The following is a 24,062-nucleotide window of genomic DNA, read 5'->3' as shown; positions in this document are numbered from 1 at the left end:
GTGGAGGAAGACATCCGGCGGATCGGCATCATGGGCGGCACGTTCGACCCGATCCACCACGGTCACCTGGTGGCGGCGAGCGAGGTGGCGGACCGGTTCGGCCTGGACGAGGTGGTCTTCGTGCCCACCGGCCAGCCGTGGCAGAAGGCGGACGAACCGGTCAGTCCGGCCGAGGACCGCTACCTCATGACGGTGATCGCCACCGCCTCCAACCCGCGTTTCCAGGTGAGTCGCGTCGACATCGACCGCGGCGGGCCCACCTACACCGTCGACACGCTGCGCGACCTGCACGCCGAATACGGTCCGAAGACGCAGTTGTTCTTCATCACCGGCGCGGACGCGCTGGAGCGGATCCTCTCCTGGAAGGATCTGGACGAGGTGCTCGAACTGGCCCACTTCATCGGCGTGACCCGGCCCGGCTTCGAGTTGTCCGATCAGCACCTCCCGGCGGACTCGGTCAGCCTGGTGCAGGTGCCCGCCATGGCCATCTCCTCGACCGACTGCCGCGCCCGGGTCAGCCGGGGTGAGCCGGTCTGGTATCTGGTGCCGGACGGTGTGGTGCAGTACATCGCCAAACGGCGGCTCTACCAGCGCTGATCCCGCCCGTTACGTCCCCGTTCGTGCCTGAAACCGACCAGAACTGGCAAGTCGCCGTACCAGCGGGTGTGAGAGGCTTGGAGAGTCGCACGGTTGATCGAAGGAGAACGGTGACCACCATTCCCGAGCGCGCGTACGAGTTGGCGATGGCCGCCGCCCAGGCCGCGGCCGACAAGAAGGCGGAGGACATCGTCGTCATCGACGTCGGTGACCAGCTCGCCATCACCGACGCGTTCCTGGTGGCCTCGGCGCCGAACGAGCGTCAGGTGCTCGCCATCGTCGACGCCATCGAGGAGCGCCTGCTGGAGCTGCCGGAGAAGGCCAAGCCGATCCGCCGCGAGGGCGAGCGGGGTGGCCGCTGGGTGCTGCTCGACTACGTCGACATCGTGGTGCACGTGCAGCACACCGAGGAGCGCGAGTTCTACGCGCTCGACCGGCTCTGGAAGGACTGCCCGCAGATCCCGTTCGTGGACCGCGACCTGGCCGACTCGGCCGCCGGCACCGCCACCGCCGAATGACCCGCCTGATCATCTGGCGGCACGGCAACACCGACTGGAACGCCGCGAGCCGGGTCCAGGGCCAGACCGACGTGCCGCTCAACGACCTCGGCCGGGAGCAGGCCCACGCCGCCGCACCCGTGCTGGCCGCGCTGCGCCCCGACGCCATCGTCGCCAGCGACCTGCGCCGGGCCGCCGACACCGCCGCCGCTCTCGCCGCGCTGACCGGGCTTCCGGTCCGCACCGACGCCCGGCTGCGCGAGCGGCACTTCGGCAAGTGGCAGGGCCTGGCCCTCACCGAGGTCGCCGAGCGCTTCGAAGACGAGTACGCCCGCTGGCGGGCCGGCGCCCCCGATCCCGGCGCCGACGTCGAGAGCCTCGACGACCTCGGCAAGCGGCTCGGCGCCGCGTTCCAGGACGCCGCCGACCTGGCCGCCGGCGGCACCGTTGTCGTCACCACGCACGGCGGCGCCGCCCGCCAGGGCGTCGGCCACCTGCTCGGCTGGGACCACAGCGTGCTACGCGGTCTCGGCGCGCTGGCCAACTGCCACTGGACCGAGCTGCGTCACGACGACGTCCGGGGTTGGCACCTGCGGGCGCACAACGTCGGGCTGATCACCCGACCGGCGCTCACCGACGCGATCTGAGACCTCCGGCCCCGGCGCGGCACCGCCACATCGGCTAGCGTGCCGGTCATGCCCGTAGCGGTCGTCACCGACTCCACCGCCTACCTACCCCCCGAACTGGTCCGCGCGCACCGGCTCACCGTCGTACCGCTGACCGTCGTGCTCAACGGCGCCGAAGGGTTGGAGGGCATCGAGACGTCCCCGGCGGACGCCACCCGGGCGTTGAGCGCCCGCCGCGTCTCGGTGAGCACGTCGCGGCCCGCGCCGGAGCAGTTCGCGCGGGTCTACCGCGCGCTGCTGGCCGAGGGCGCCGACGCCGTGGTCTCGGTGCACCTCTCCGCCGAGCTGTCCGGCACCGTCCAGGCGGCCCGGCTGGCCGCCGCCGACGTCGGCGACGACCGGGTCGCCGTGGTGGACAGCCGCTCCTGCGGCATGGGCCTCGGCTTCCCGGCGCTCGCCGCCGCCTCGGCCGCCGCCGGGGGCGCCGACCTGGCCGGGGTACGCACGGCGGCGCGGGACGCGATCGACCGCACCACCATCTTCTTCTACGTCGACACGCTGGAGTTCCTGCGCCGGGGCGGCCGGATCAACGCGGCCGAGGCACTGCTCGGCACCGCCCTCTCGGTCAAGCCGATCATGCACATGCCGGACGGCGCGATCGTGCTGCGGGACAAGGTCCGCACCGCCAGCCGGGGCGTAGCGCGCCTGGTCGACCTGGCCGTCGAGGCGGCCGGCGACGCCGACGTCGACCTGGCCGTGCACCACCTCGCCGCCGCGCCACGCGCCGAGGCGTTGCTGGCCGCGCTGAGCGATCGGTTGGGCGACCGGCTGCACGACACGTACGTCACCGAGGCCGGCGCCGTGGTCGCCGCGCACGCCGGCCCCGGCCTGGCCTGCGTGGTCGTCCACCGCCGCCGGTGAGCCCGCGGTCGGCCGGCGCTCGCGCCGTTCTCGCGCTGCCGGTCGACGGCGGCCGGGCCGCGCTCGGGCTCGACCCGGAGGCGCGCTGACCGCCGCACGGGACAACCAGCGTCAGGTGCACCACGTCCCGGCGGATCCTCGCCGGCATCGCCGATCAGCACATCGGCGGCTTGATCGGACGGTTGTCCACAAGCGCCGCTTGTCCACAGGCGGGCACGCACGGACCGGCCCTTGGCCCACCGTCGCCGCTAGCGTGCCGAGCCGTGTCAGACGACGAGGAGACGACGGTGCGGCGGAGGCTCGCCCTGCTGTTCACGCCAGCAGCGGGCCGGACCACCGTGCCGCCTCCCGCCGGCGGTACGCCGCAGGCTGTCCGAGCGGCGACGCCGGAGCCGTCACCGGCGTACCCCTATCCCCAGCCGGACCGCTCCGCACCGCGACGGGGCCCCGTGGAGCCCGACCACGCGCCGACGCCGCTGTTCGGGGCGTCCGTCGTGGGTGATGCCGACGGGCCGGAGGCGGACCCACCGCCGGAGCCCTCGCGCGGGTTGGCATCGCGGTTGCCCGGGCCCGGTGCGTTCGATCCGGGCCGTCGCGGCGTCCGCGCCCTCGCCGCCGTGGCCGCGCTCGTCGTGCTGGTGGCCGCCGTCTGGGCGTGGCGGTCCCGCCCGACCGCCGAGCCGGTCCGTGCGGTCGCGCCGGCCGGGGATGCGACGCGGGCGGCGGCCGGCGCGGTGACCGAGGCGGCGGCGCCGGCCGCCTCGTCCGGTCAGGTGGTCGTCGTCGCGGTGGCCGGCAAGGTCCGTCGCCCGGGACTGGTGCGGCTGCCGGCCGGCGCTCGGCTGGCCGACGCCGTGGCGGCGGCCGGTGGCGCGCTGCCCGGGGTCGACGTGGCGCTGCTCAACCCCGCCCGCAAGCTCACCGACGGCGAGTTGATCCTGGTCGGCGTGACCGCCCCGCCGGGGCAGGCCGCGCCCGGGCCGGCAACCGGCGGCGGTGTGCCCGGTGGCCCAGCCGTCGGGCCGGTGAACCTGAACACCGCCACGCTGGCCCAGCTCGACACGCTGCCCGGCGTCGGCCCGGTGCTCGCCCAGCGGATCCTCGACCACCGGGAGCAGCACGGCGGGTTCCGGTCCGTCTCCGAACTGCGGCAGGTCGAGGGCATCGGGGACGCCCGCTACGAGCAGCTCAAGGAACTGGTGACGGTGTGAGCGCCGACGGTGGGGACGCCGCGCCCGACCTGCGGCTGGCCGGGTTCGCGGCGGCGACCTGGCTCGCCGCGCTGGCCGGGCTGCACCTCTCCGTGTGGGCGACCGTCTGGCTGGCGACCGCCGCCGCCGGGCTCGCGTTCGTCGCGGGCCTGCGCCTGCGACGCGGGGGGACCGCACCGATCCGCCGCTACGGCTGGATCACTGTCGCGGTCCTGCTCGGCGTGCTCTGCGGGGCGGCGGCGACCGGGGCGCGGCTCGTGGTCCGCGACGCCGCCCCGATCCGCGCGCTCGTCACCGAACGTGCGGTGGTCACCGCCGACCTGGTGGTGCGCGACGACCCACGTCGGGTGCGCGGCTCGCCCGGCCGCCCGGCGCCGCTGCTGGTCCGCGTCGACCTGCTCCGCCTCACCGGTTCCGACGGCGGCCAGGTCACCGGCCCGGCGCGCGGCCTGGTGCTCGCCACCGACCCGGGTTGGCAGGGGCTGCTGCCGGGGCAACACGTCACCACCCGCGGCCGGCTCGCGGAGCCGCGCGGCGGTGACCTCACGGCGGCGGTGCTCTCGGTCACCGGTGCGCCCGTCCGACGCGGCGACCCGTCGTGGGTCCAGCGAGCGGCCGGCGCGCTGCGGTCCGGGCTGCAACGGGCCTGTGAGCCGCTGCCCGACGCGCCGGGCGGTTTGCTGCCCGGCCTGGTGGTCGGCGACACCAGCCGGCTGCTGCCCGAGGTGGAGGAGGACTTCCGGGCCACCGGGATGACGCACCTCAACGCGGTGTCCGGGTCCAACGTGGCGATCATCGTGGGGGCGGTGCTGCTGCTGGCCCGTTGGGCGCGCGCCGGCCCGCGTACCGCGGTGGCGCTCTGCGGCCTCGCCCTGGTCGGTTTCGTCATCCTGGTGCGGCCCTCGCCGAGCGTGGTGCGGGCCGCGGCGATGGGCGCGATCGGGCTCGCCGCGCTGGCCGCCGGCCGGCCCCGGGCCGCGCTGCCCGCGCTGGCCGCCGCCGTCGCCGGCCTGGTGCTGCTCGATGCGGACCTGGCCGGTGATCCGGGCTTCGCGCTGTCGGTCTGCGCCACCGGCGGACTGCTGCTGCTCGCGCCCGGGTGGCGGGACGCGTTGCGACGTCGGGGCGTGCCGCCGGGGTTGGCGGAGGCGCTGGCGGTGCCGGCCGCTGCGCAGCTCGCGTGCGGCCCGGTGATCGCCGGGCTGTCCGCGACGGTCAGCCTGGTGGCGGTGCCGGCGAACCTGCTGGTCGTGCCCGCGGTCGCGCCGGCCACGGTGCTGGGCGTGCTCGCCGCCGTGCTGTCGCCGGTGTGGCCGGCCGGCGCCGAGTTCCTGGCCTGGCTGGCGAGTTGGCCGGCGCGCTGGCTGGTGGTGGTGGCGTCGCACGGAGCGGGTCTGCCGGCCGGCAATGTGCCGTGGCTGGGCGGGGTGGCCGGTGCGCTGCTGCTGGCGGCCGTGAGCGTGGCGCTGCTGCTCGCCGCCCGGCGGCGTCGGGCCCGGCGGCTGGTCGCGGTCGTCGTGGTGGCGGTGGTGCTGGGGGCGGTGCCGATCCGGTTGCTGGCCTCCGGGTGGCCGCCGCGCGGCTGGGTGGTGGTGGCGTGCGCGGTGGGGCAGGGCGACGCGGTGGTGCTGCCGGTCGACGCCGGGCGGGCCGTGGTGGTCGACGCCGGCCCGGAGCCGTCCGCGGTGGACGGCTGCCTGCGGCGGCTTGGCGTACGCGAGGTGTCGCTGCTGGTGGTCAGCCACTTCCACGCCGACCACGTGGGCGGGGTGGCCGGGGTGTTCCAGGGGCGGCGGGTGGATGCGGTGGTCGGCCCGCCCTGGTCCGAGCCGCCCTACGGGGTGGCCCAGGTGCGCGCGGCGGCCCGCCGTGGTGGGGCCCGTCTCGACGCGGTGCCGGCGGGCTGGCGCTGGCGGGCCGGCGCGGTGGAACTGGCCGCGGTCGGGCCGCCGTACCCGCTGCGCGGCAGCCGCTCCGACCCGAACAACAACTCGCTGGTGCTGACCGCCACCGTGGCCGGGGTGCGGATCCTGCTCGCCGGCGACGCCGAGACCGAGGAGCAGCGGGCGCTGCGGGAGACGCTGCCGACCGCCGCGATCCGGGCGGACGTGCTGAAGGTGGCGCACCACGGGTCGGCCTACCAGGATCCGGATTTCCTCGCCGCGGTCCGCCCGGCGGTCGCGCTGGTCTGCGTCGGCGTCGACAACGACTACGGGCACCCCAACGCGGGTCTGATGGGCCGGTTGACCAGGGCAGGTGCCCGGGTGATGCGCACCGACACCGACGGCGACGTGGCCGCGGTCCGGGCCGGAGCCGGCTTGGCGGTGGTCGCGCGGGGAGTCGAACGGGGGAGGTCGTGGTGAACGCGCCGGAGCGATCCGGGGATCTTGTCGGCATAGCTGGTAGATCAAGGCAAAATGTCGCGATTTGCGTTGTGTGCGGGCTGCGCCGTCACAGTCCCGGATGAGCAGGCACGCACCGGTCGGAGTGCGTGCGAGTATGGGCGACGTGACCCCCGCCAGCCTGCCGCCCATTCTGCTCGTCCTCGGCGACGAGGAGCTGCTCGCCACGCGCGCGGTCTCCGAAGCCGTCGCCCGGGCCCGGGCGGTGGACCCCGACGTGGACGTGCGGGAATACCAGGCCGGCTCGGTGGCGGTCGGCGAGATCGACGAGATGCTGAGCCCGTCGCTGTTCGGCGGACGCCGGGTGCTGGTGCTCCGCTCCGGGCAGGACACCCGCAAGGACCTGTCCGCCGCGCTGTTGGCGTACGCGAAGAATCCCGACCCGGACGTGCAGCTCGTGGTGCTGCACCTGGGTGGCGGGAAGGGCAAGGCGTTCGCCGACGGGCTGCGGGCGGCGGGCGCCACAGTGGTGCCGGCGGCGAAGCTGAAGGGCCACCGCGAGCGCGTCGCCTTCGTCCGGGACGAGATCCGCCGCAACGGCGGGAAGTGCGCCGACGACGCCGCTGAGGCCCTGATCGCGGCCGTCGGCAACGACCTGCGCGAGTTGGCCGCCGCCTGCTCCCAGCTCGTCGCCGACACCGACGGGCGGATCGCCGCCGAGACGGTCTCCCGCTACTACCGGGGCCGGGTCGAGGTCACCGGCTTCACCGTGGCCGACGCGACGATGGTCGGCGACGTCCCCGGCGCGCTGGAGGCGCTGCGCTGGGCGCTGCACGTCGGGGTGGACCCGGTGCCCATCGCCGACGCGCTCGCCGACGGCGTGCGCACCGTGGCGCGCGTCGCCTCGGCCGGTCGGGGCAGCGCCTACCAGCTCGCCAGCAGCCTCGGCATGCCACCGTGGAAGATCGAGCGGGCCCAGCGTCAGGGTCGTGGCTGGACGCCGGAGGGCCTGGTCGAGGCGATGCGGGCGGCGGCCGAGTGCAACGCGGCGGTCAAGGGCGGGGCCGACGACCGCGCCTACGCGCTGGAGCGGGCCGTCTTCTCGGTGGCCGGGGCCCGGCAGGGCGGCGCCCGGTGACCCGAGCGTGGTCGACAGTGCCGACGGACGAGGAGCGCTACCGCCCGCTCTACGCCCGGGTGCTCGGACTGCGCTTCGTCAACCCGGGCGGGGTGCTCTGCTTCCTGTTCTTCGAGGGCGCGGCGGCGCTGGCCGTGCTGCTCGCGCTCGCCGAACTGGTGAACTGGTGGGCGGTGCTGGTGTTGCCGACCGCGGTGGCCGCGATGGTCAAGCTGAACGACGTGGTGGCCGAGCTGGTGATCCGCACCGCCGCGCAGGTGCCCGAGCAGGAGCGGGATCGCTTCCGCCGGCAGGTGGAGCCGGTCGTCGGGCGGGCGCGGGTGCCGGTCCGGGCCCGGGCCCTGCCCGCCGGCGTGAGCCTGGCCGCCGAGCAGAGGACGGCCGGCCCGGCCGCGTCCCGTCATCGGCCGAGCCGCTCGCCGCTGCCGTTCGGCCGGGCCGGAGAGGGCGAACGCCGGATCGACTCCGAGATCACCTGGCCCGATTCCTTCCGCTGACCGCCGCTGCCGGGCAGGCGGGAAGCTTGATTGAATAGGAATCTGTCAATAGATTGAGGGTGGGCACCGCCGAGGTCCCGGGTGACCCGGGCCGTCGGCGGCGAACAGTTCCACCCCGAGCCGGGCACGTCGGTCGGCGCATCGCCGCGCCGCATCCAGGGCACGTTGTCGCGCCACGCGCGCCGACGGGTCGCCTCCGCCCAGCTCGACTTCGAAGGACCCTCATGACGATTCTCCGCGCCCGCACCGCCCCTTCCCTGGCGGTCGTCGCCGCGCTGGCCGCCACCGTGGCCGCGACCGGAACGGCAGTGCTCGCCGGCCCGGCCTCAGCCGCCCAGGGCTGCCGGGTCGACTACACGCCCAACCAGTGGACCGGCGGGTTCACCGCCGCCGTCAAGGTCTCGCCCGGCGACACCGCCGTCTCCGGTTGGACCGTCACCTGGACGTACGCCGGGGACCAGCGCGTCACGAACGGCTGGAACGCCACGGTCAGCCAGTCCGGGGCGACGGTCACCGCCCGCAACATGTCGTACAACGGCAGCATCCCGGCCGGCGGCTCCACCGAGTTCGGTGTGCAGGGCACGTTCACCACCGCCGGCGGCGCACCGACCGGGTTCACCCTGAACGGCGTACCGTGCAACGGCGCCGGGCCGACCCCGACCGGCGGGCCCGCCACGACGACGCCGCCCACCAGCGCGCCACCGACCACGGCCCCGCCCACCACCGCGCCGCCCACCACCGCCCCGCCGACCAGCGCACCGCCCACCACGCTCCCGCCGACCAGCCCGCCGCCGACCACCGAACCACCGGCCGGGTGCGCCGGGGCGGTGCTCTGCGACGGCTTCGAGAACCAGAGCGGCTCGGCGCCGTCCGGCGACTGGACCGTGGTGAACCCCGACTGTGCCGGCGCCGGCACGGCCACCATCGACACGGCCACCACCCACAGCGGCAACCGGGCGGTCCGGATCAACGGCGCGGCCGGATACTGCAACCACGTCTTCGTCAGGTCCACGAAGAACCTCGGCGGCGTGGGCAGCGTCAGGTACACCCGGATCTGGGTGCGGCACACCACCGCCCAGCCGACCGACCACACCACGATGATCGCGATGGCCGACGCCGCCGACGGCAACAAGGACCTGCGGATGGGCGGCCAGAACGGCGCCATGCAGTGGAACCGGGCGTCCGACGACGCGACGTTGCCGGAGCAGAGCCCGGCCGGGGTGGCGCAGAGCGTGCCGCTGCCCACCAACCGGTGGGCCTGCCTGGAGTTCATGGTCGACGGCTCGGCCGGTCAGCTCCGCACCTGGCTCGACGGCGTCGCCGTCACCGGGCTCACCGCCGACGGCGTGCCGACCCACGACATCGACGGCCAGTGGTACAACCGCACCTGGCGGCCGCAGCTCACCGACCTGAAGCTGGGCTGGGAGAGCTACGGCGGTGGCGCCGACACCCTCTGGTACGACGACGTCGCGGTCGGATCCAGCCGGATCGGCTGCTGAGCGCACCGGACGGGTCCGGGAGAACGCGGACAGCCGGAAGCCCCGGGACGTGGTCCCGGGGCTTCCGGTCGGGTCTGCGGTCTCGTCAGGCCGAGAACGAGGCGACGCGCTTGGCGATCGCCGACTTCCGGTTGGCCGCCTGGTTGGCGTGGATGACACCCTTGCTGGCAGCCTTGTCCAGCTTGCGGGTGGCCTCCTGCATGAGGACGGTCGCCTTCTCGGCGTCGCCGGCCTCAGCAGCCTCGTGGAACTTGCGGATGGCGGTCTTCAGCGACGACTTGACCGACTTGTTCCGCAGCCGGCGCTTCTCGTTCTGCCGGTTGCGCTTGATCTGGGACTTGATGTTCGCCACGCGACAGCCTCGTCTTGATAGCTCGGGTTGGTCAGCTTCCGCGCACGACGAGCATGCGTCATCGCCGCGCGAATGGCCAGGCTACCAGGTCGCCCCGGCCCCAACCAAAACCGGGGGAAGGAGGGGCCCCCTCTTAACGCCTTCGGTATAGAAGGGTCCCCCTCTCAACCGGAGGTGTTAAGAAGGGGCCCCTCCTTCTCGGGCAGCGGGGTCAGGTCCAGCCCTGGCGGGCGGTCAGCCAGGCGAGTGCCTGCTCACCGCTCCACCGCTGGTGCGACCGCAGGTGCGGGGAGGCGGTCGACGGTCCGGCGGTGGCGCCGGTGAGGAAGTAGCCGGCCAGTGCGGCGAGGCTCACGTCCAGCGCGTCGGGTGGCGCCCCGGCGGTCGCCGGGTGGCCGGCGAAGGCGGCGTCCGCGTCCAGGCCGGTGGCGTACCCGGTGATGAGCAGGCCGGCCAGGTCGAACCAGGCCGGCCCGTGGCAGAGCCAGGTCCAGTCGCAGAGCCAGGCGCGGCCGGCGGGGTCCACCAGGAGGTTGTCCACCCGCAGGTCGCCGTGGGCCAGCCCGGGGGCCGCGTCGGCGTACCCGGGGAGCCGGGTCTCCAGCGCGACCAGCTCCGCCAGCGGCGCCCGGGCCGCCGCCGCGGGCAGCGGCTCGCGGCCGGCGGCCACCTCGCCCCACCACAGGATGTCGTCCCGGGCCAGGTCGGCGAGGCGGGGCAGGCCGAGCGCGACGAGCTGCGCGGGCGGCTCGGCGAGCGCGGCGGCCACTTCGGCGTACGTGGTGAGGGCCGCCGCCAGCTCGGCCGGCTCCCAGGGCAGCCGGGGGACGTGCCCGTCGATCGCGTCGAGCGCGAGGGCGTACCAGCCGGATTCGGTAAGCGCCCAGCGTGGCCGGGGCACCGGCAGGCCGGCGGGGAGCCGGGCCAGGATCGCGGCCTCGTGGGCGTACCAGTCGACCAGGTGCCGCTGCCCGTGCAGCGCCGCCGCCTTGACGAACGCCCGCTCGCCGGTCGGGCCGGTCAGCACGGCGGCGAAGCCGCGGGTGAAGCCGCGGGTGAAGCCGCCGCCGGCCACCTCGACCGCCGCGGGCGGACCACCGAGCCGGGCGGCCAGCGCGTCGCGCAGCCCGGACGGCAGGTCGGCCCAGCCGGGGCGCACGGCCGTCGCCCCGTACGCGACGGGCGGTAGTGAGATCGCGCGCACCCCACCATGCTGCCGCATCGGCACACCGCCGGGTGCCGGCGGCGCGTCGGTGGGCTCTGCCAGACTGCCGAGCATGAGGACCGAGGACTTCTGGCAGTTGATCGACCAGGCCCGGGCCGGGGGCGGGGGAGAGGCCGACGCGGTCGCCGCCCGGGCGGTCGCGCTGCTCGCCGAGCGCGACCCCGAGGAGATCATCGGGTACGCCCACCACCAGCGGCGGGTGTTGGCCGCCTCCTACCGGGTCGACCTGTGGGGCGCGGCATACCTGATCAACGGCGGCGCCTCGGACGACGGCTTCGAATATTTCCGGGGCTGGCTGATGACGCAGGGTCGGGCCGTCTTCGCGCGGGCGGTCGGCGAGCCGGACTCGCTGGCCGAGCTGCCGCGGGTGCGGGCCGCCGCGCTCAGCGGCGAGGAGTTCGAGTGCGAGCGGATGCTGTCGGTGCCCTGGGAGGCCCACCGGAAGGCCACGGCGGCCGAGCTGCCCGCCGAGCGTGATCCGGTGCCGGTGCCGGACCTGAACGACTTCTGGGACTTCGACGACGAGGATGAGGCCCGGCGCCGGCTGCCGAGGCTCGCCGCGCTGTTCGTCGAGCCGCCGGCGGAGTGACGGGGGAGCCCGGGCGCGCCTCGGACGACGTGGGAGCATAGAGGGGGCCGGCGTCACGCCGGCCCGCTCCCGTCAGCCGACCAGAACGGACCGCTGTGCCACCGACGCTCGATCCCGGCGCGAACGCTCCCGGTGCCACCGACCCGGCGCGCATCCGGAACTTCTGCATCATCGCCCACATCGACCACGGGAAGTCGACCCTGGCCGACCGGATGTTGCAGCTCACCGGCGTGGTCGACCCGCGACAGATGCGCGCGCAGTACCTGGACCGGATGGACATCGAGCGCGAGCGCGGCATCACCATCAAGAGCCAGGCCGTGCGGATGCCGTGGACGATCCGCGACGGTGACCGGGCCGGCGAGACCGCCGTCCTGAACATGATCGACACCCCCGGTCACGTCGACTTCACCTACGAGGTGTCCCGTTCGCTGGCCGCCTGCGAGGGCGCGATCCTGCTTGTCGACGCCGCGCAGGGCATCGAGGCGCAGACGCTTGCCAACCTCTATCTGGCGCTCGAGAACGACCTGCACATCATTCCGGTGCTCAACAAGATCGACCTGCCGGCCGCCCAGCCGGAGAAGTACGCCGAGGAGTTGGCCCATCTGATCGGCGGCGACCCGGCGGACTGCATCCGGGTCTCCGGTAAGACCGGCGAGGGTGTGCCGTACCTGCTCGACGAGATCGTCCGGCAGTTCGTGCCGCCGGTCGGTGCGGCCGGCGACCCGGCCCGCGCGATGATCTTCGACTCGGTGTACGACGTATACCGCGGCGTAGTCACCTACGTCCGGGTGGTCGACGGCCGGATCTCGGCCCGCGACCGGATCAAGATGATGTCCACCGGGGCGGTCCACGAGCTGCTGGAGATCGGCGTCATCTCGCCCGAGATGGTGAAGGCGGAAGCGCTCGGCGTCGGCGAGGTCGGCTACCTGATCACCGGTGTGAAGGACGTGCGCCAGTCCCGGGTCGGCGACACCATCACCATCAACGGCAACCAGGCCAAGGAGGCGCTCGGCGGCTACAAGGATCCGAAGCCGATGGTCTACTCGGGTCTCTATCCGATCGACGGCTCGGATTACCCGAACCTGCGCGAGGCGCTCGACAAGCTGAAGCTCAACGACGCCGCGCTCACCTACGAGCCGGAGACCTCGGGCGCGCTGGGCTTCGGTTTCCGCTGCGGGTTCCTCGGCCTGCTGCACCTGGAGATCATCCGGGAGCGGCTGGAGCGGGAGTTCAACCTCGATCTCATCTCCACCGCGCCCAACGTGGTCTACCGCGCCATCACCGAGGACGGCGAGGAGATCGTGGTGACCAACCCGAGCGAGTACCCGACCGGCAAGATCGCCGAGGTGTACGAGCCGACGGTGCGGGCCACGGTGCTCACCCCGAACGACTACGTGGGCGCCGTGATGGAGCTGTGCCAGGGACGTCGGGGCACCCTGCTCGGCATGGACTACCTCTCCGCCGACCGGGTGGAACTGCGTTACACGCTGCCGTTGGCCGAGATCATCTTCGATTTCTTCGACCAGCTCAAGAGCCGTACCAAGGGTTACGCCTCGCTCGACTACGAGCCCTCCGGCGAGCAGGCGTCCGATCTGGTGAAGGTCGACATCCTGCTGCACGGCGAGCCGGTGGACGCGTTCAGCGCCATCGTGCACAAGGACAAGGCATACAACTACGGCACCACGATCGCGGCGAAGCTGCGTTCGCTGATCCCGCGCCAGCAGTTCGAGGTGCCGATCCAGGCGGCCATCGGCAGCCGGGTGATCGCCCGGGAGACGATCCGCGCGATCCGCAAGGACGTGCTCGCCAAGTGCTACGGCGGTGACATCAGCCGGAAGCGCAAGCTGCTGGAGAAGCAGAAGGAGGGCAAGAAGCGGATGAAGATGGTGGGCCGGGTGGAGGTCCCGCAGGAGGCCTTCATCGCCGCGCTCTCCTCCGACTCCGGGGACGGCAAGAGCGCCCGAAAGAAGTAGTCAACCGGGTCCCGTGACCGGCCGGCGGCCCTTCCGGGGTGCCGGCCGGTTCGCGTACCCAGGAAATTTTCAGCTTCCGCCGGCGCTCCCACCTGCGGATTCGGCCTTCGGGGTGGCCGGGAGTCGGGTGGGCGGCGCTCCGGCCGGTTTCGATTTTCGGCCGGTCGGGAACTTAGCGGTCACGACAGCAACCGCACAGAACGTGCGAAACCGCTTATTTGGAGGACCGACCGTGGAGTTCACCGTCTGGGGCATCATCACCGCGCTGATCGTCGGCCTGATCGTCGGCGCGCTGGGCCGGCTGGTCGTGCCGGGCCGTCAGAACATGCCGATCTGGCTGCACATGCTGATCGGCGTCGGCGCCGCGCTGCTCGGCACCATCGTCGCCCGGGCCTCCGGGTTCGCCGACACCGCCGGCATCGACTGGCGTGAGCTGCTGCTGCAGGTTCTCTTCGCCGCCATCGGTGTCGCCCTGGTGGCCGGCTTCGGCCGTCGGCGCGGCGTCACCCACCACTGATCGCGGATCACCCGCCTCGACGGGCGCCCGGCCGAACCGGCCGGGCGCCCGTCGGCTTTTCCGCATTGAACCCGGTCGGTGCGGCAGCGCTGCGAGGCAATGGTGACCCGGGCTGGAACTTTCTCACGAAGTAGCAGCTCAGCACCGGTGCGAACAATTCGTCATCGGAGTCGGTTTGGGATTTTGGCGGGTCGGGAACTTAGCGGTCACGACAGAAACCACACGAAGTTGTGTGACCCGATCCGAAGGAGGAGGGCGACCATGGAGTTCACCGTCTGGGGCATCATCACGGCGCTGGTCGTTGGTCTGATCGTCGGCGCGCTGGGCCGGCTGGTCGTGCCGGGCCGGCAGAACATGCCGATGTGGCTGCACATGCTGATCGGCGTCGGCGCCGCGCTGCTGGGCACGGTCGTCGCCCGGGCCTCCGGGTTCGCCGAGACCGCCGGCATCGACTGGCGTGAGCTGATGCTGCAGGTTCTCTTCGCCGCCATCGGTGTCGCCCTGGTGGCCGGCGTCGGGCGCCGGCGCGGCGTCTCGCGTTACTGACCCCCCGCACCACACCTCGACGGGCGCCCGGCCATCGGCCGGGCGCCCGTCTGCGTACCCCCGCTCTGACCTGCCCGGACGGCACCCCTGCCGGCCGGGCCTTCGCCTGCGATACCGTCGCCTCGGCCGCCGGTCGGGAACTCCCCCTGTTGTAAAGGAAATTTTCCTACTAAGGTGCGGCGGAGAAGGTTAGTGCCAAACGGCCCTGAGGGAGATATGGCGTGAACAGGTGGAAGCGGCTGGCCCCGGTCACCGCCATCGTGGCGTCGGCCGCGCTGGTGCTGACCGCGTGCGGTGGCTCCGGCGACGACGACAAGGCCGCCGACAACAGCAAACTGACGGTCTGGATGATGGGCGAGGGCGGCGACGCCCAGACCGCGTTCCTCGACACGGTCGAGACGGAGTTCAAGAAGAAGCACCCCGAGACCGACGTGGTGGTGCAGTACATTCCCTGGCTCGAAGCACCGAAGAAGTTCCAGGCCGCGCTGGCCGGTGGTGAGGGCCCCGACGTCACCGAGCTGGGCAACACCGAGACCCAGGGCTGGGCCGCGCAGGAGGCCCTCGCCGACGTCACGGACAAGTTCAACGGCTGGTCCGAGGGCAAGGACATCCTGCCCGACCTGGTGCGCAACGCCCAGCTCGACGGCAAGCAGTACGGCGTGCCGTGGTACGCCGGCGTGCGCGCCGTCTACTACCGCACCGACTGGTTCGCCGAGGCCGGCGTGAAGCCGCCGACGACCTGGGACGAGATGGTCGCCGCCGCCAAGGCCGTCCAGGCCAAGAAACCCGGCACCTACGGCATCGCCCTGCCCGGCAACTCCGAGCTGCCGTTCTACTCCTTCCTCTGGGGTGCCGGCGGCGAGATCGCCACCAAGGACGGCGACACCTGGAAGTCCGGCTACCACACGCCCGAGGCGCAGAAGGCGGTCAAGTTCTGGACCGACCTGGTGACCGTGCACAAGGTCGCTCCGCCCGCCGCGGCCGGTTGGAACGAGGTCGACGCGCGCACCCAGTTCGCCACCGGCAAGGCCGCCATGGCGTTCGCCGGGAGCTGGCAGGGCGGCGCGATGAAGAAGGACAACCCGGACATCGAGAAGGTCTGGGGCACGTTCCCCATCCCCGGCCCGGACGGCAAGCCCGCCCCGGCGTTCGCCGGCGGCTCCGACATCGCCATCTGGCAGGACAGCGAGCGGCAGGCGCTGGCCTGGGATTACATGACCGTGCTGCTGAGCAAGCAGAAGGACCAGGAGTTCGCCTCCAGCCTCAACTTCTTCCCGGTCTACCAGGACCTGGTCAGCAGCGGTGACTACGCGAACGACAAGGTGATGGCCGCGTTCGCCACCGCCATCCAGAACACCAAGCTGACCCCGCTCACCCCCAAGTGGGTCGAGGTCAGCCGCACCAAGACGGTGACCCAGGCGATGAACAGCTCGGTCATCAAGGGTCAGAAGACGGTCGAGCAGGCAACCGCCGACGCGGCCACCGAGATGGAAGGCATCTTGAACAGCAAGTGAGCCTACTGACGAAGAGCCCCGGCGAGGCCGCCGCGCGGGAAACCCCCGCGCGGCGGCGCCGCCGCAAGGTGGACCGCCTCCCGTACCTGCTGCTCCTGCCCTGCCTGGCGATCATCGCCGTGCTCCTGCTCTGGCCGCTCGGCCAGGTCGTGCTGATGTCCTTCTACAAGCTGGACAACGTCCGGCAGCTGCGCGGAGACCGCGAGTGGCCGTGGATCGGGCTGGCCAACTACACGCAGATCCTCGGCGACCCGTTCTTCCGGACGGTGCTGCGCAACACCGTGCTCTTCGCGGTCGCCAACGTGGCGCTCACGATGGTGCTCGGCACGCTTGTCGGGCTGCTGCTCAACCGGCTCGGCAAGCGGATGGCGACGTTCGTGGCGAGCTGCGTGATGCTCGCCTGGGCCACCCCGGCGCTCACCGGCACCATCATCTGGAAGTGGATCTTCGACGACACGAGCGGCCTGGTCACCTGGCTGTTCAACAAGCTTCCCGACGGCCTCTCCACCGCCCTGTTCGGGCGCAGCGACTGGACCGGCTACGGCTGGTTCAACGATCCGCTGCTGTTCTTCGCCATCCTGACGCTGGTGGTGGTCTGGCACTCGTTCCCGTTCATCGCGGTGAGCGTGCTGGCCGGGCTCAAGAGCGTGCCCACCGAGTTGCAGGAGGCGGCCCGGGTCGACGGCGCCGGGCCGTGGCGGGTCTTCTGGTCGGTCACCTTCCCGATCCTGCGGCCGGTGTTCGGCATCCTCGTGGTGCTCTCCACGATCTGGGACTTCAAGGTCTTCACCCAGCAGTTCGTGCTGGCCGGCGGCACCCAGGACCGGACGACGTTCATGCTGTCGATCTACTCGTACGCGGAGGCGTTCTCGCCACCGCCCAAATACGGCCTCGGCTCCGCGATCGCCGTCATCCTCACCGTCATCCTGCTCGTGGTGACGGCCCTGTACGTCCGCATGGTGCTCCGGCAGGAGGACGAGTCGTGAAGAAGCTCGCGCTCAACGGGGCCGGCCTGCTGGTCGCGCTCTTCGCCGCGTTCCCCGTCTACTGGATGATCGCGACGTCGCTGAAGCCCAATCGGGAGATCTTCTCCGCCACGCCGCGTCCGGTGCCGACGAAGCCCACGCTGGAGCACTACCGGGAGATCCTCGGCGGCAACCTGATCCCCGGCGTGACGTTCCTCGACTTCTTCCTCAACAGCGTGCTTGTCGCGGTGGCCACCGTGCTGCTGAGCGGGCTGGTCGCGCTGCTCGCCGCGACCGCGGTGGCCCGGTTCCGGTTCAAGCTGCGCACCAGCTTCCTGATCCTGCTCCTGGTGGTGCAGATGATCCCGCTGGAGGCGCTGGTCATCCCGCTGTTCCTGATGATCCAGCGACTCGGTCTCTACAACACGCTGCCCAGCCTGATCCTCACCTACCTGGGCTTCTCGCTGCCCTTCGCGGTCTGGATGCTGCGCGGCTTCGTGGCGGCGGTGCCGAAGGAGTTGGAGGAGGCGGCGGCGATCGATGGGGCCAGCCGGGCGCAGACCTTCCGCAAGGTGCTCTTCCCGCTGGTCGCGCCGGGCCTGGTGGCCACCAGCATCTTCTCCTTCATCACCGCCTGGAACGAGCTGATCTTCGCGCTGACCTTCATCAACGACCAGCAGAAGTACACGCTGCCGGTGGCGATGACGTTCTTCTTCGGCCGGGACGACACCGCCTGGGGCTCGGTGATGGCCGCGTCCACCCTGTTCACCCTGCCGGTCATCGTGTTCTTCCTGCTGGTGCAGCGCCGGATGGTCTCCGGGCTGGTCGCGGGCGCGGTGAAGGGCTGAGGTGGTGCGCCGTGCCGGTCAGGTGTCGGCGAAGACCTCGGCCAGCACCTGCGTCGCCGGATCGCCCTTCACCCGGTCCCAGGTGCCCTGCTCGGCCGTCCACTCCAGACTGCCGAAGCGGACCCGCTTCACGCCGTGGTCGTCGGCGTGTGAGACCAGCCAGTGCGCGTACCGCCAGCCGTCGCGGTCGTCGCTGGCCGGCACCGTCAGCCCGGTCAGGTCCGACGCCGCGGCCAACCGGGGCAGCCCCCAGTCGAGCGTCAAGCCCTCCAGGGCCGCGCGGGCCGCGGCCGCCCCGCGCATGGTCGGCGTCGGACCGACGGTGCAGGCCACCGCGCCGGTCGCCTGGCCGAGCAGCGCGCGGGTGAGGACCTCCGACTCGTCCGCCCACTTCTGGTACGCCTCGGGGTAGGCCGACCGCTGCACCCGCTGGGCGGCCTCGGTGATCCGCATCTCCTCCCAGCCCCTGACCTTCTTCAACGCGGCGTAGAACTTCCGCGTCGAGTAGCGGGGGTCGCGGATCTCCTCCGGCGTGCCCCACCCCTGGCTCGGGCGCTGCTGGAACAAGCCCAGCGAGTCCCGGTCACCGTGGGCGATGTTGCGCAGGTGCGACTCCTGGTAGGCGGTGGCCAGCGCCACCACCACGGCCCGCTCGGGCATCCGGCGCTGCACGCCGATGGCCGCGATGGTGGCCGCGTTCGCCATCTGGTCGGCGCCGAGCACCACCTCGCCGTCAGCCCGCACGGTGCAGGTCCGGCTGGCCAGCGGCAGTCGCAGGTGGTGACCGAACTGCTTGGTCACGAACCAGACGGCGAGCAGAGCCAGGACGCACACCACCACACCAGATGCCACGATCGCCGCTCGCGTCCGCACCAGCACCCCCAGTCCCGACAGTCCGACCAGCGTACGTCGCCGGTACCGCTTCCCGACTCGGTCGACCGGCCTGCTCACCGCCCCGTCACCGGCCGGTGACGCGGTGCCGGTTGTTAACAGGGGGCCCCGCCTATACCAGATGCGTTAACAGGGGGCCCCTCCTTTCATTCTCCGGCGGGCACCCACGCCGCCGGGCGCTTCTCGCGGAACGCGAGCACCCCCTCCCGCCCTTCGTCGGAGAGGAAGTACCCGGTGGAGAGCGCCGCCAACTCGGTGATCTCCGCCCGCAGATCGGTCGCGGCGGGCCGGCGCAGCAGCTCCTTCGTCCCGGCCAGCGCCGCCGGTGCGCCCCGGACCAGCGACGCGCGGTAACGCTCGACGGCGGCGTCCAGCCCGTCCGCCGGCACCGCGGCGGTGACCAGGCCGACCTCGGCGGCCCGCCGGCCGTCGAACACCTCGCCGGTCAGGTAGAGCTCGGCGGCGGCCCGGGGGCTCAGCCGGGGCAGCACGGTCGCCGAGATGACCGCCGGGATCACCCCGATCCGCACCTCGGTGAACGCGAACGTGGCGTCCTCGGCGCAGACCGCGAGGTCGGCGGCGGCGATCAGACCCAGCCCGCCGGCCCGGGCCGGCCCGGCGACCTTCGCCAGCACCGGCTTCGGGCATTCCCGCACCGCGACCAGCACGTCGCCGAGCATCCCGGCCGGCACGGTCCCGCTGGCGTACGCGGCGGCGGTCTCCTTCAGGTCGGCCCCGGAGCAGAACACCGGGCCGGTGTGGTCGAGCACGATCGCCCGGACCGCGTCGTCGGCGACCGCCGCGGCCAGCCCGGCCAGCAGCTCGGTCATCAGCGGGGTGGAGAGCGCGTTGCGGTTGTGCGGGCTGTCCAGGGTGAGCGTGGTCACCCCACGGGCCGTGGCGACCCGCACGAGAGCGTCCGGAGAGGTCATGCCGGGCACACTAGTGGCCATGCCCGGCGTCCTTCCAGAAGGCGAACCCGTCCCGCGCGACGGGTCGCTGCCCGCTGCCGCCCGCCGCGCCGTCGGCGCCCGCGGCTTCGGCGTGTACGTGCACGTCCCGTTCTGCGCCAGCCGGTGCGGTTACTGCGACTTCAACACGTACACCGCCGCCGAGCTGGGCGGTGGGGCGAGCCGGGAGACGTACGCCGACTCCGTGCTGGCCGAGCTGGCGCTCGCCGTCCGGGTGTTGGGGGACACGCCGCCGCCGCGGGTGGACACCGTCTTCGTCGGCGGCGGCACCCCCACCCTGCTGCCCGCCGACGACCTGGCCCGGATCCTCGACGGCATCGACCGCACCTGGGGGTTGGCCGCCGACGCCGAGGTGACCACCGAGGCCAACCCGGAGTCGGTGACCCCGGAGTCGCTGAAGGCGCTGCGGGCCGCCGGCTACACCCGGATCTCGCTCGGCATGCAGTCCGCCGCGCCGGGGGTGCTCGCGGTGCTCGACCGGCGGCACGGCGCGGGCCGGGCCACCGCCGCCGCCCGGGAGGCGCGCGACGCCGGGTTCGACCACGTCAACCTGGACCTGATCTACGGCACCCCGGGGGAGACGGCCGACCACTTCGCCGCCTCGCTGGCCGAGGTCATCGACGCCGGGGTGGACCACGTCAGCGCGTACGCCCTGATCGTGGAGGACGGCACCCGGCTGGCCGCGCGGATCCGCCGGGGCGAGCTGCCGTACCCCTCCGACGACGTGGCGGCGGACCGCTACCTGGCCGCGGAGGCGGCGCTGGGCGCGGCCGGCTTCTCCTGGTACGAGGTGTCGAACTGGGCCCGGTCGGAGGCGGCGGCCTGCCGGCACAACTTGCTCTACTGGACCGGCGCCGACTGGTGGGGCCTGGGCCCGGGGGCGCACAGCCACGTCGGCGGGGTGCGCTGGTGGAACGTCAAGCACCCGTCGGCGTACGCGGAGCGGCTGGCCGTCGGCGCGTCGCCGGCGCTGGCTCGGGAGCGGCTCACCGGCACCGAACAGCACATGGAGGACGTGATGCTGCGGCTGCGGCTCGCCTCCGGGCTGCCGCTGGACGTGCTGGACGACGCCGGCCGCGCCGGCGCCGAACGGGCCCGGGCCGGCGGGCTGCTCGACGCCGGCGCGTACGCCGAGGGTCGGGCCGTGCTCACGCTGCGCGGCCGGCTGCTGGCCGACGCGGTCGTGCGCGACCTGCTGCCCTGACGGGCCGGCCGGCCCCGCCTCGCGGGACCGGCCGGCGGCTGTCACTTGATCAGGCTGGCCGACATCGGATAGCGGTAGAGCTGGCCCTCGTTGGCCTTCACCCCGCCCAGGATGCCGAAGATGATGCCGACGATCATGGCGCCGACGCCGACCACGGCGCCGATCAGGATGCAGGTGAGGATCCAACCGACCAGGGCGATGACCGACCAGATGAGCTGGAAGTTGAGCGCGGCGACCGCGTGCGCCCGGACGGTCGGAGACTGGTTGCCCCGGGCCAACAGCGCCACCAGCGGCGCGATCCAGCCCAGCACCCCGCCGCCGATCAGCATCCCGGCCGCGCCGCCGAAGTGCGCCACCAGGGCCCAGGTCTTGTCGTCGTTGTTGGCGTAGCCGCTCGGCGGGCCGTACGAGCCGCCACCGGGATAGCCGGCACCGGGCGCGCCGTACCCCGGGGTGCCACCACCCGGCGGCGGATAGCCGCCCGGCGGCGGGTAGCCACCCGGCGGGGGCTGGCCGCCCGGGGGCGGATAGCCACCGGGCGGGGGATAGCCGCCTCCGGCCGGCGCGCCGGACAGTGGTGCGGTGGGCGGCTCGTCGGCCGGCGACGAGCCGTAGGGCGCCGACGGTGAGGTCGGGTCGGGCTGGGGGTTGGGATCCCCCGCTCCGGGCGGGCGAGGAGGTTCAGTCATGCACGTCACCGTAGGTCCCGGGAGCAAGCGGCACCAGGGCTGTTCGGCCCCGGCGCGCCGGGCCGTCCCGGCGGGTCGGACCGGGGGTGCGCCACTGATCATCGCGTCGGTGGGGGTGCCGACGTAGACTGGCACTCGCTACAGTCGAGTGCCAGCCGCCCGGCGGATGCCGCGCGTCGCCGGGCCGAGGTGCGTCAGGAGGTGGGGGAGATGGGTCTCGACGACCGCAAGCTCGCCGTGCTGCGTGCCATCGTCGAGGACTACGTCGCCACGCAGGAGCCGGTGGGCAGCCGGGCCCTGGTCGAGCGGCACCAGCTCGGCGTCTCGCCGGCGACCGTGCGCAACGACATGGCGGTGCTGGAGGAGGAGGGTTACATCCGGCAGCCGCACACCAGTGCCGGCCGGGTGCCCACCGACCGCGGCTACCGCCTCTTCGTCGACCGGCTCTCCCGGGTCAAGCCGCTCAGCCCGGCCGAGCGCCGGGCGATCGAGCGCTTCCTGGTCGGCGCGGTCGACCTCGACGACGTGGTGCACCGCACGGTCCGGCTGCTGGCCCAGCTCACCCGGCAGGTCGCGGTGGTGCAATATCCCAGCCTGGCCCGGTCCAAGGTGCGCCACCTGGAGCTGGTGCCGATCTCCACCACCCGGCTGATGGTCGTGATGATCGCCGACACCGGGCGGGTGGAGCAGCGGCTGGTCGAGCTGCCCGCCCCGATCCCCGCCGACGACGTGACGGACCTGCGCCGGCTGGTCAACGAGAAGCTGGTCGGCACCCAGCTCGCCGAGACGCCGCCGCTGGTGCAGGCGTTGGTCGAGGAGTCCGTTCCGCACCTGCGACCGGCCATGACCACGCTCTCCACGGTGCTGCTGGAGACGCTCGTCGAACGGCACGAGGAACGGCTCGCGCTCGCCGGGCAGGCCAACCTCACCCGGGGCGGCCTGCTCGACTTCCAGGGCTCGCTGCGGCCCATCCTCGAGGCGCTCGAGGAGGAGGTCGTGCTGCTCAAGCTGATCGGCGAGGCCGAGCCGAGCACCACCCGGGTGCTCATCGGCGACGAGAACGAGGTCGACAACCTGCGGGCCGCGTCGGTGGTCAGCACCGGTTACGGCCCGGGCAGCACAATCGTCGGTGGGCTCGGCGTGCTCGGGCCGACCCGGATGGACTACCCCGGCAATATCGCCACGGTGAGGGCCGTGGCACGCTACGTGGGCGAGCTGCTGGCCCAGAACTGACCAGTCAGGGCCGACGGCCGGCTGCGGCCGACGACCGGCGAGACGCGAGACGAACATGAGGACACCGAACGCAGTGGCCAGGGACTACTACGGCATTCTCGGCGTGAGCCGGGACGCCTCCGACGACGACATCAAGCGTGCCTACCGCAAGCTGGCGCGGCAGTACCACCCGGACGTCAATCCGGACCCGGAGGCACAGGAGAAGTTCAAGGACATCAACGCCGCGTACGAGGTCCTCTCGGACGATCGGAAGCGGCAGATCGTCGACCTGGGTGGCGACCCGCTCGCCCCGGGTGGCGGCGGCGCGGGCCCGGGCGGCCCGGGCGGGGCCGGCCCGTTCGTCGGCTTCCAGGACATCATGGACGCGTTCTTCGGCGGTGCGGCCGGCGGCAGCCGGGGCCCCCGGCCGCGCACCCGGCCGGGCGCCGACGCGATCCTGCGCCTGGAGCTGGACCTCAACGAGACCGCGTTCGGCGTCGAGGCGCCGATCACCGTCGACACCGCGGTGCTCTGCACCACCTGTTCCGGCGCCGGCACCGCCGCCGGCACCCACCTGGCCACCTGCGAGGCGTGCGGGGGCCGCGGCGAGGTGCAGTCGGTGCAGCGGACGTTCCTCGGCCAGGTGGTCTCCGCCCGGCCGTGCACCGTCTGCCAGGGCTACGGCACCACGATCCCGCACCCCTGCCCGACCTGCGCCGGCGACGGCCGGGTCCGCACCCGGCGCTCGCTGACCGTCAAGATCCCGGCCGGGGTCGAGGACGGCATGCGGATCCGGCTGGCCCAGCAGGGCGAGGTCGGCCCGGGCGGCGGCACCGCCGGCGACCTCTACGTCGAGATCCACGAGCGGACCCACGACGTCTACTCCCGCAAAGGCGACGACCTGCACTGCCGGGTGACCGTGCCGATGACCGCCGCCGCGCTCGGCACCCGGCTGACCATCAAGACGCTCGACAGCGAGGAGACCGTCGACGTCAAGGCCGGCACCCAGCCCGGCAGCACGCTGCGGCTGCGCGCCCGCGGCGTGCCGCACCTGCGCGGCACCGGGCGCGGTGACCTCTACGTCCACCTGGACGTGCGGACCCCGACCAAGCTCGACGCCGACCAGGAGCGGATGCTGCGCGACTTCGCCAAGACGCGGGGCGAGGAGGTCGCCGAGCTGACCAAGCAGGGCGGCTTCTTCTCCCGAATGCGCGACGCCTTCAACGGGCACGCCTGAG

24 protein-coding genes are annotated in these 24,062 nt (G+C 73.0%); 19 read left to right on the top strand and 5 right to left on the bottom strand.

Features of this window, described 5'->3' with window-relative positions:
* From nadD to AB0H28_RS13000, 9 genes are all read left to right on the top strand, one after another.
* Positions 1–597, top strand: coding sequence for a nicotinate-nucleotide adenylyltransferase (gene nadD, locus AB0H28_RS13040; protein WP_358038114.1), 597 nt, complete (start codon positions 1–3; stop codon positions 595–597).
* Between the two features lie 146 nt (positions 598–743).
* On the top strand, positions 744–1,115 hold the full coding sequence (gene rsfS / locus AB0H28_RS13035; protein WP_278109869.1) for a ribosome silencing factor: 372 nt from the start codon (positions 744–746) through the stop codon (positions 1,113–1,115).
* Positions 1,112–1,741: a histidine phosphatase family protein gene (locus AB0H28_RS13030; RefSeq protein ID WP_358038111.1), complete on the top strand. Its 630-nt coding sequence runs from the start codon at positions 1,112–1,114 to the stop codon at positions 1,739–1,741. Before rsfS ends, AB0H28_RS13030 begins: the two co-directional genes overlap by 4 nt.
* Positions 1,742–1,789: 48 nt before the next feature.
* Complete coding sequence (locus tag AB0H28_RS13025) at positions 1,790–2,641, top strand: DegV family protein (RefSeq protein WP_358038109.1); 852 nt, start codon at positions 1,790–1,792, stop codon at positions 2,639–2,641.
* Positions 2,642–2,904: 263 nt separating this feature from the next.
* Positions 2,905–3,852, top strand: a complete 948-nt coding sequence (locus AB0H28_RS13020; RefSeq protein WP_358038105.1) for a helix-hairpin-helix domain-containing protein — start codon at positions 2,905–2,907, stop codon at positions 3,850–3,852.
* Positions 3,849–6,215, top strand: coding sequence for a ComEC/Rec2 family competence protein (locus AB0H28_RS13015; protein ID WP_358038102.1), 2,367 nt, complete (start codon positions 3,849–3,851; stop codon positions 6,213–6,215). The genes AB0H28_RS13020 and AB0H28_RS13015 overlap by 4 nt, the downstream gene beginning before the upstream one ends.
* 136 nt (positions 6,216–6,351) lie before the next feature.
* The gene (gene holA, locus AB0H28_RS13010; RefSeq protein WP_358038099.1) at positions 6,352–7,332 is read left to right on the top strand and encodes a DNA polymerase III subunit delta; all 981 of its coding nucleotides are present in this window, start codon (positions 6,352–6,354) and stop codon (positions 7,330–7,332) included.
* A complete protein-coding gene (locus AB0H28_RS13005) occupies positions 7,329–7,829 on the top strand; it encodes a hypothetical protein (RefSeq protein WP_358038096.1) in 501 nt (166 codons plus the stop codon). Before holA ends, AB0H28_RS13005 begins: the two co-directional genes overlap by 4 nt.
* A gap of 224 nt (positions 7,830–8,053) precedes the next feature.
* Entirely contained in the window at positions 8,054–9,328 is a 1,275-nt protein-coding gene (locus AB0H28_RS13000) for a cellulose-binding domain-containing protein (RefSeq protein ID WP_358038093.1), read from the top strand.
* An 85-nt stretch (positions 9,329–9,413) separates the two neighbouring features.
* Here the strand turns inward: AB0H28_RS13000 and rpsT are convergent, their stop codons facing one another.
* Positions 9,414–9,680, bottom strand: a complete 267-nt coding sequence (rpsT, locus tag AB0H28_RS12995) for a 30S ribosomal protein S20 (RefSeq protein ID WP_091071372.1) — start codon at positions 9,678–9,680, stop codon at positions 9,414–9,416.
* 211 nt (positions 9,681–9,891) lie between these two features.
* Positions 9,892–10,902, bottom strand: a complete 1,011-nt coding sequence (locus tag AB0H28_RS12990) for a phosphotransferase (RefSeq protein ID WP_358038089.1) — start codon at positions 10,900–10,902, stop codon at positions 9,892–9,894.
* Positions 10,903–10,957: 55 nt separating this feature from the next.
* On the opposite strand from AB0H28_RS12990, the gene AB0H28_RS12985 reads away from it, so the two are divergent.
* The 7 genes from AB0H28_RS12985 to AB0H28_RS12955 all read left to right on the top strand — a co-directional run bounded on the left by AB0H28_RS12985 (position 10,958) and on the right by AB0H28_RS12955 (position 17,857).
* Positions 10,958–11,494 carry a DUF4240 domain-containing protein gene (locus AB0H28_RS12985; RefSeq protein ID WP_358038086.1) on the top strand — a complete coding sequence of 179 codons (537 nt, stop codon included), beginning with the start codon at positions 10,958–10,960 and terminating at the stop codon, positions 11,492–11,494.
* Positions 11,495–11,589: 95 nt separating this feature from the next.
* On the top strand, positions 11,590–13,467 hold the full coding sequence (gene lepA / locus AB0H28_RS12980; RefSeq protein WP_358038083.1) for a translation elongation factor 4: 1,878 nt from the start codon (positions 11,590–11,592) through the stop codon (positions 13,465–13,467).
* Positions 13,468–13,699: 232 nt separating this feature from the next.
* Positions 13,700–13,984, top strand: coding sequence for a GlsB/YeaQ/YmgE family stress response membrane protein (locus AB0H28_RS12975; protein WP_358038080.1), 285 nt, complete (start codon positions 13,700–13,702; stop codon positions 13,982–13,984).
* Positions 13,985–14,245: 261 nt separating this feature from the next.
* Positions 14,246–14,530, top strand: coding sequence for a GlsB/YeaQ/YmgE family stress response membrane protein (locus AB0H28_RS12970; RefSeq protein ID WP_282284075.1), 285 nt, complete (start codon positions 14,246–14,248; stop codon positions 14,528–14,530).
* A gap of 221 nt (positions 14,531–14,751) precedes the next feature.
* Complete coding sequence (locus tag AB0H28_RS12965; RefSeq protein ID WP_358038076.1) at positions 14,752–16,044, top strand: sugar ABC transporter substrate-binding protein; 1,293 nt, start codon at positions 14,752–14,754, stop codon at positions 16,042–16,044.
* Positions 16,041–17,030 (top strand): sugar ABC transporter permease, encoded by a 990-nt coding sequence (locus AB0H28_RS12960; protein ID WP_358038073.1) that lies wholly within the window; start codon positions 16,041–16,043, stop codon positions 17,028–17,030. The genes AB0H28_RS12965 and AB0H28_RS12960 overlap by 4 nt, the downstream gene beginning before the upstream one ends.
* Entirely contained in the window at positions 17,027–17,857 is an 831-nt protein-coding gene (locus AB0H28_RS12955) for a carbohydrate ABC transporter permease (RefSeq protein WP_358038070.1), read from the top strand. Before AB0H28_RS12960 ends, AB0H28_RS12955 begins: the two co-directional genes overlap by 4 nt.
* A gap of 18 nt (positions 17,858–17,875) precedes the next feature.
* Here AB0H28_RS12955 and AB0H28_RS12950 read toward each other — a convergent pair whose 3' ends face one another.
* The gene (locus AB0H28_RS12950) at positions 17,876–18,736 is read right to left on the bottom strand and encodes a hypothetical protein (RefSeq protein WP_358038067.1); all 861 of its coding nucleotides are present in this window, start codon (positions 18,734–18,736) and stop codon (positions 17,876–17,878) included.
* Between the two features lie 158 nt (positions 18,737–18,894).
* The gene (locus AB0H28_RS12945) at positions 18,895–19,680 is read right to left on the bottom strand and encodes an enoyl-CoA hydratase-related protein (RefSeq protein WP_358038064.1); all 786 of its coding nucleotides are present in this window, start codon (positions 19,678–19,680) and stop codon (positions 18,895–18,897) included.
* Positions 19,681–19,699: 19 nt separating this feature from the next.
* Between AB0H28_RS12945 and hemW the strand changes: the two genes are divergently transcribed.
* Entirely contained in the window at positions 19,700–20,923 is a 1,224-nt protein-coding gene (gene hemW / locus AB0H28_RS12940; RefSeq protein ID WP_358038061.1) for a radical SAM family heme chaperone HemW, read from the top strand.
* A 41-nt stretch (positions 20,924–20,964) separates the two neighbouring features.
* Here hemW and AB0H28_RS12935 read toward each other — a convergent pair whose 3' ends face one another.
* Complete coding sequence (locus AB0H28_RS12935; RefSeq protein ID WP_358038058.1) at positions 20,965–21,612, bottom strand: DUF4870 domain-containing protein; 648 nt, start codon at positions 21,610–21,612, stop codon at positions 20,965–20,967.
* Between the two features lie 210 nt (positions 21,613–21,822).
* Between AB0H28_RS12935 and hrcA the strand changes: the two genes are divergently transcribed.
* Both hrcA and dnaJ read left to right on the top strand, forming a co-directional pair.
* Positions 21,823–22,845, top strand: coding sequence for a heat-inducible transcriptional repressor HrcA (gene hrcA, locus AB0H28_RS12930; protein WP_358038055.1), 1,023 nt, complete (start codon positions 21,823–21,825; stop codon positions 22,843–22,845).
* A gap of 73 nt (positions 22,846–22,918) precedes the next feature.
* On the top strand, positions 22,919–24,061 hold the full coding sequence (dnaJ, locus tag AB0H28_RS12925; protein WP_358038249.1) for a molecular chaperone DnaJ: 1,143 nt from the start codon (positions 22,919–22,921) through the stop codon (positions 24,059–24,061).
* The last annotated feature ends 1 nt before the right edge of the window (position 24,062 follow it).

This window comes from Micromonospora sp. NPDC050980, assembly GCF_040653835.1.
Classification (GTDB): Bacteria; Actinomycetota; Actinomycetes; order Mycobacteriales; family Micromonosporaceae; genus Micromonospora.
The sequence above is the reverse complement of the archived record's forward strand: the minus strand, read 5'-3'. Positions and strand labels throughout refer to the sequence as shown.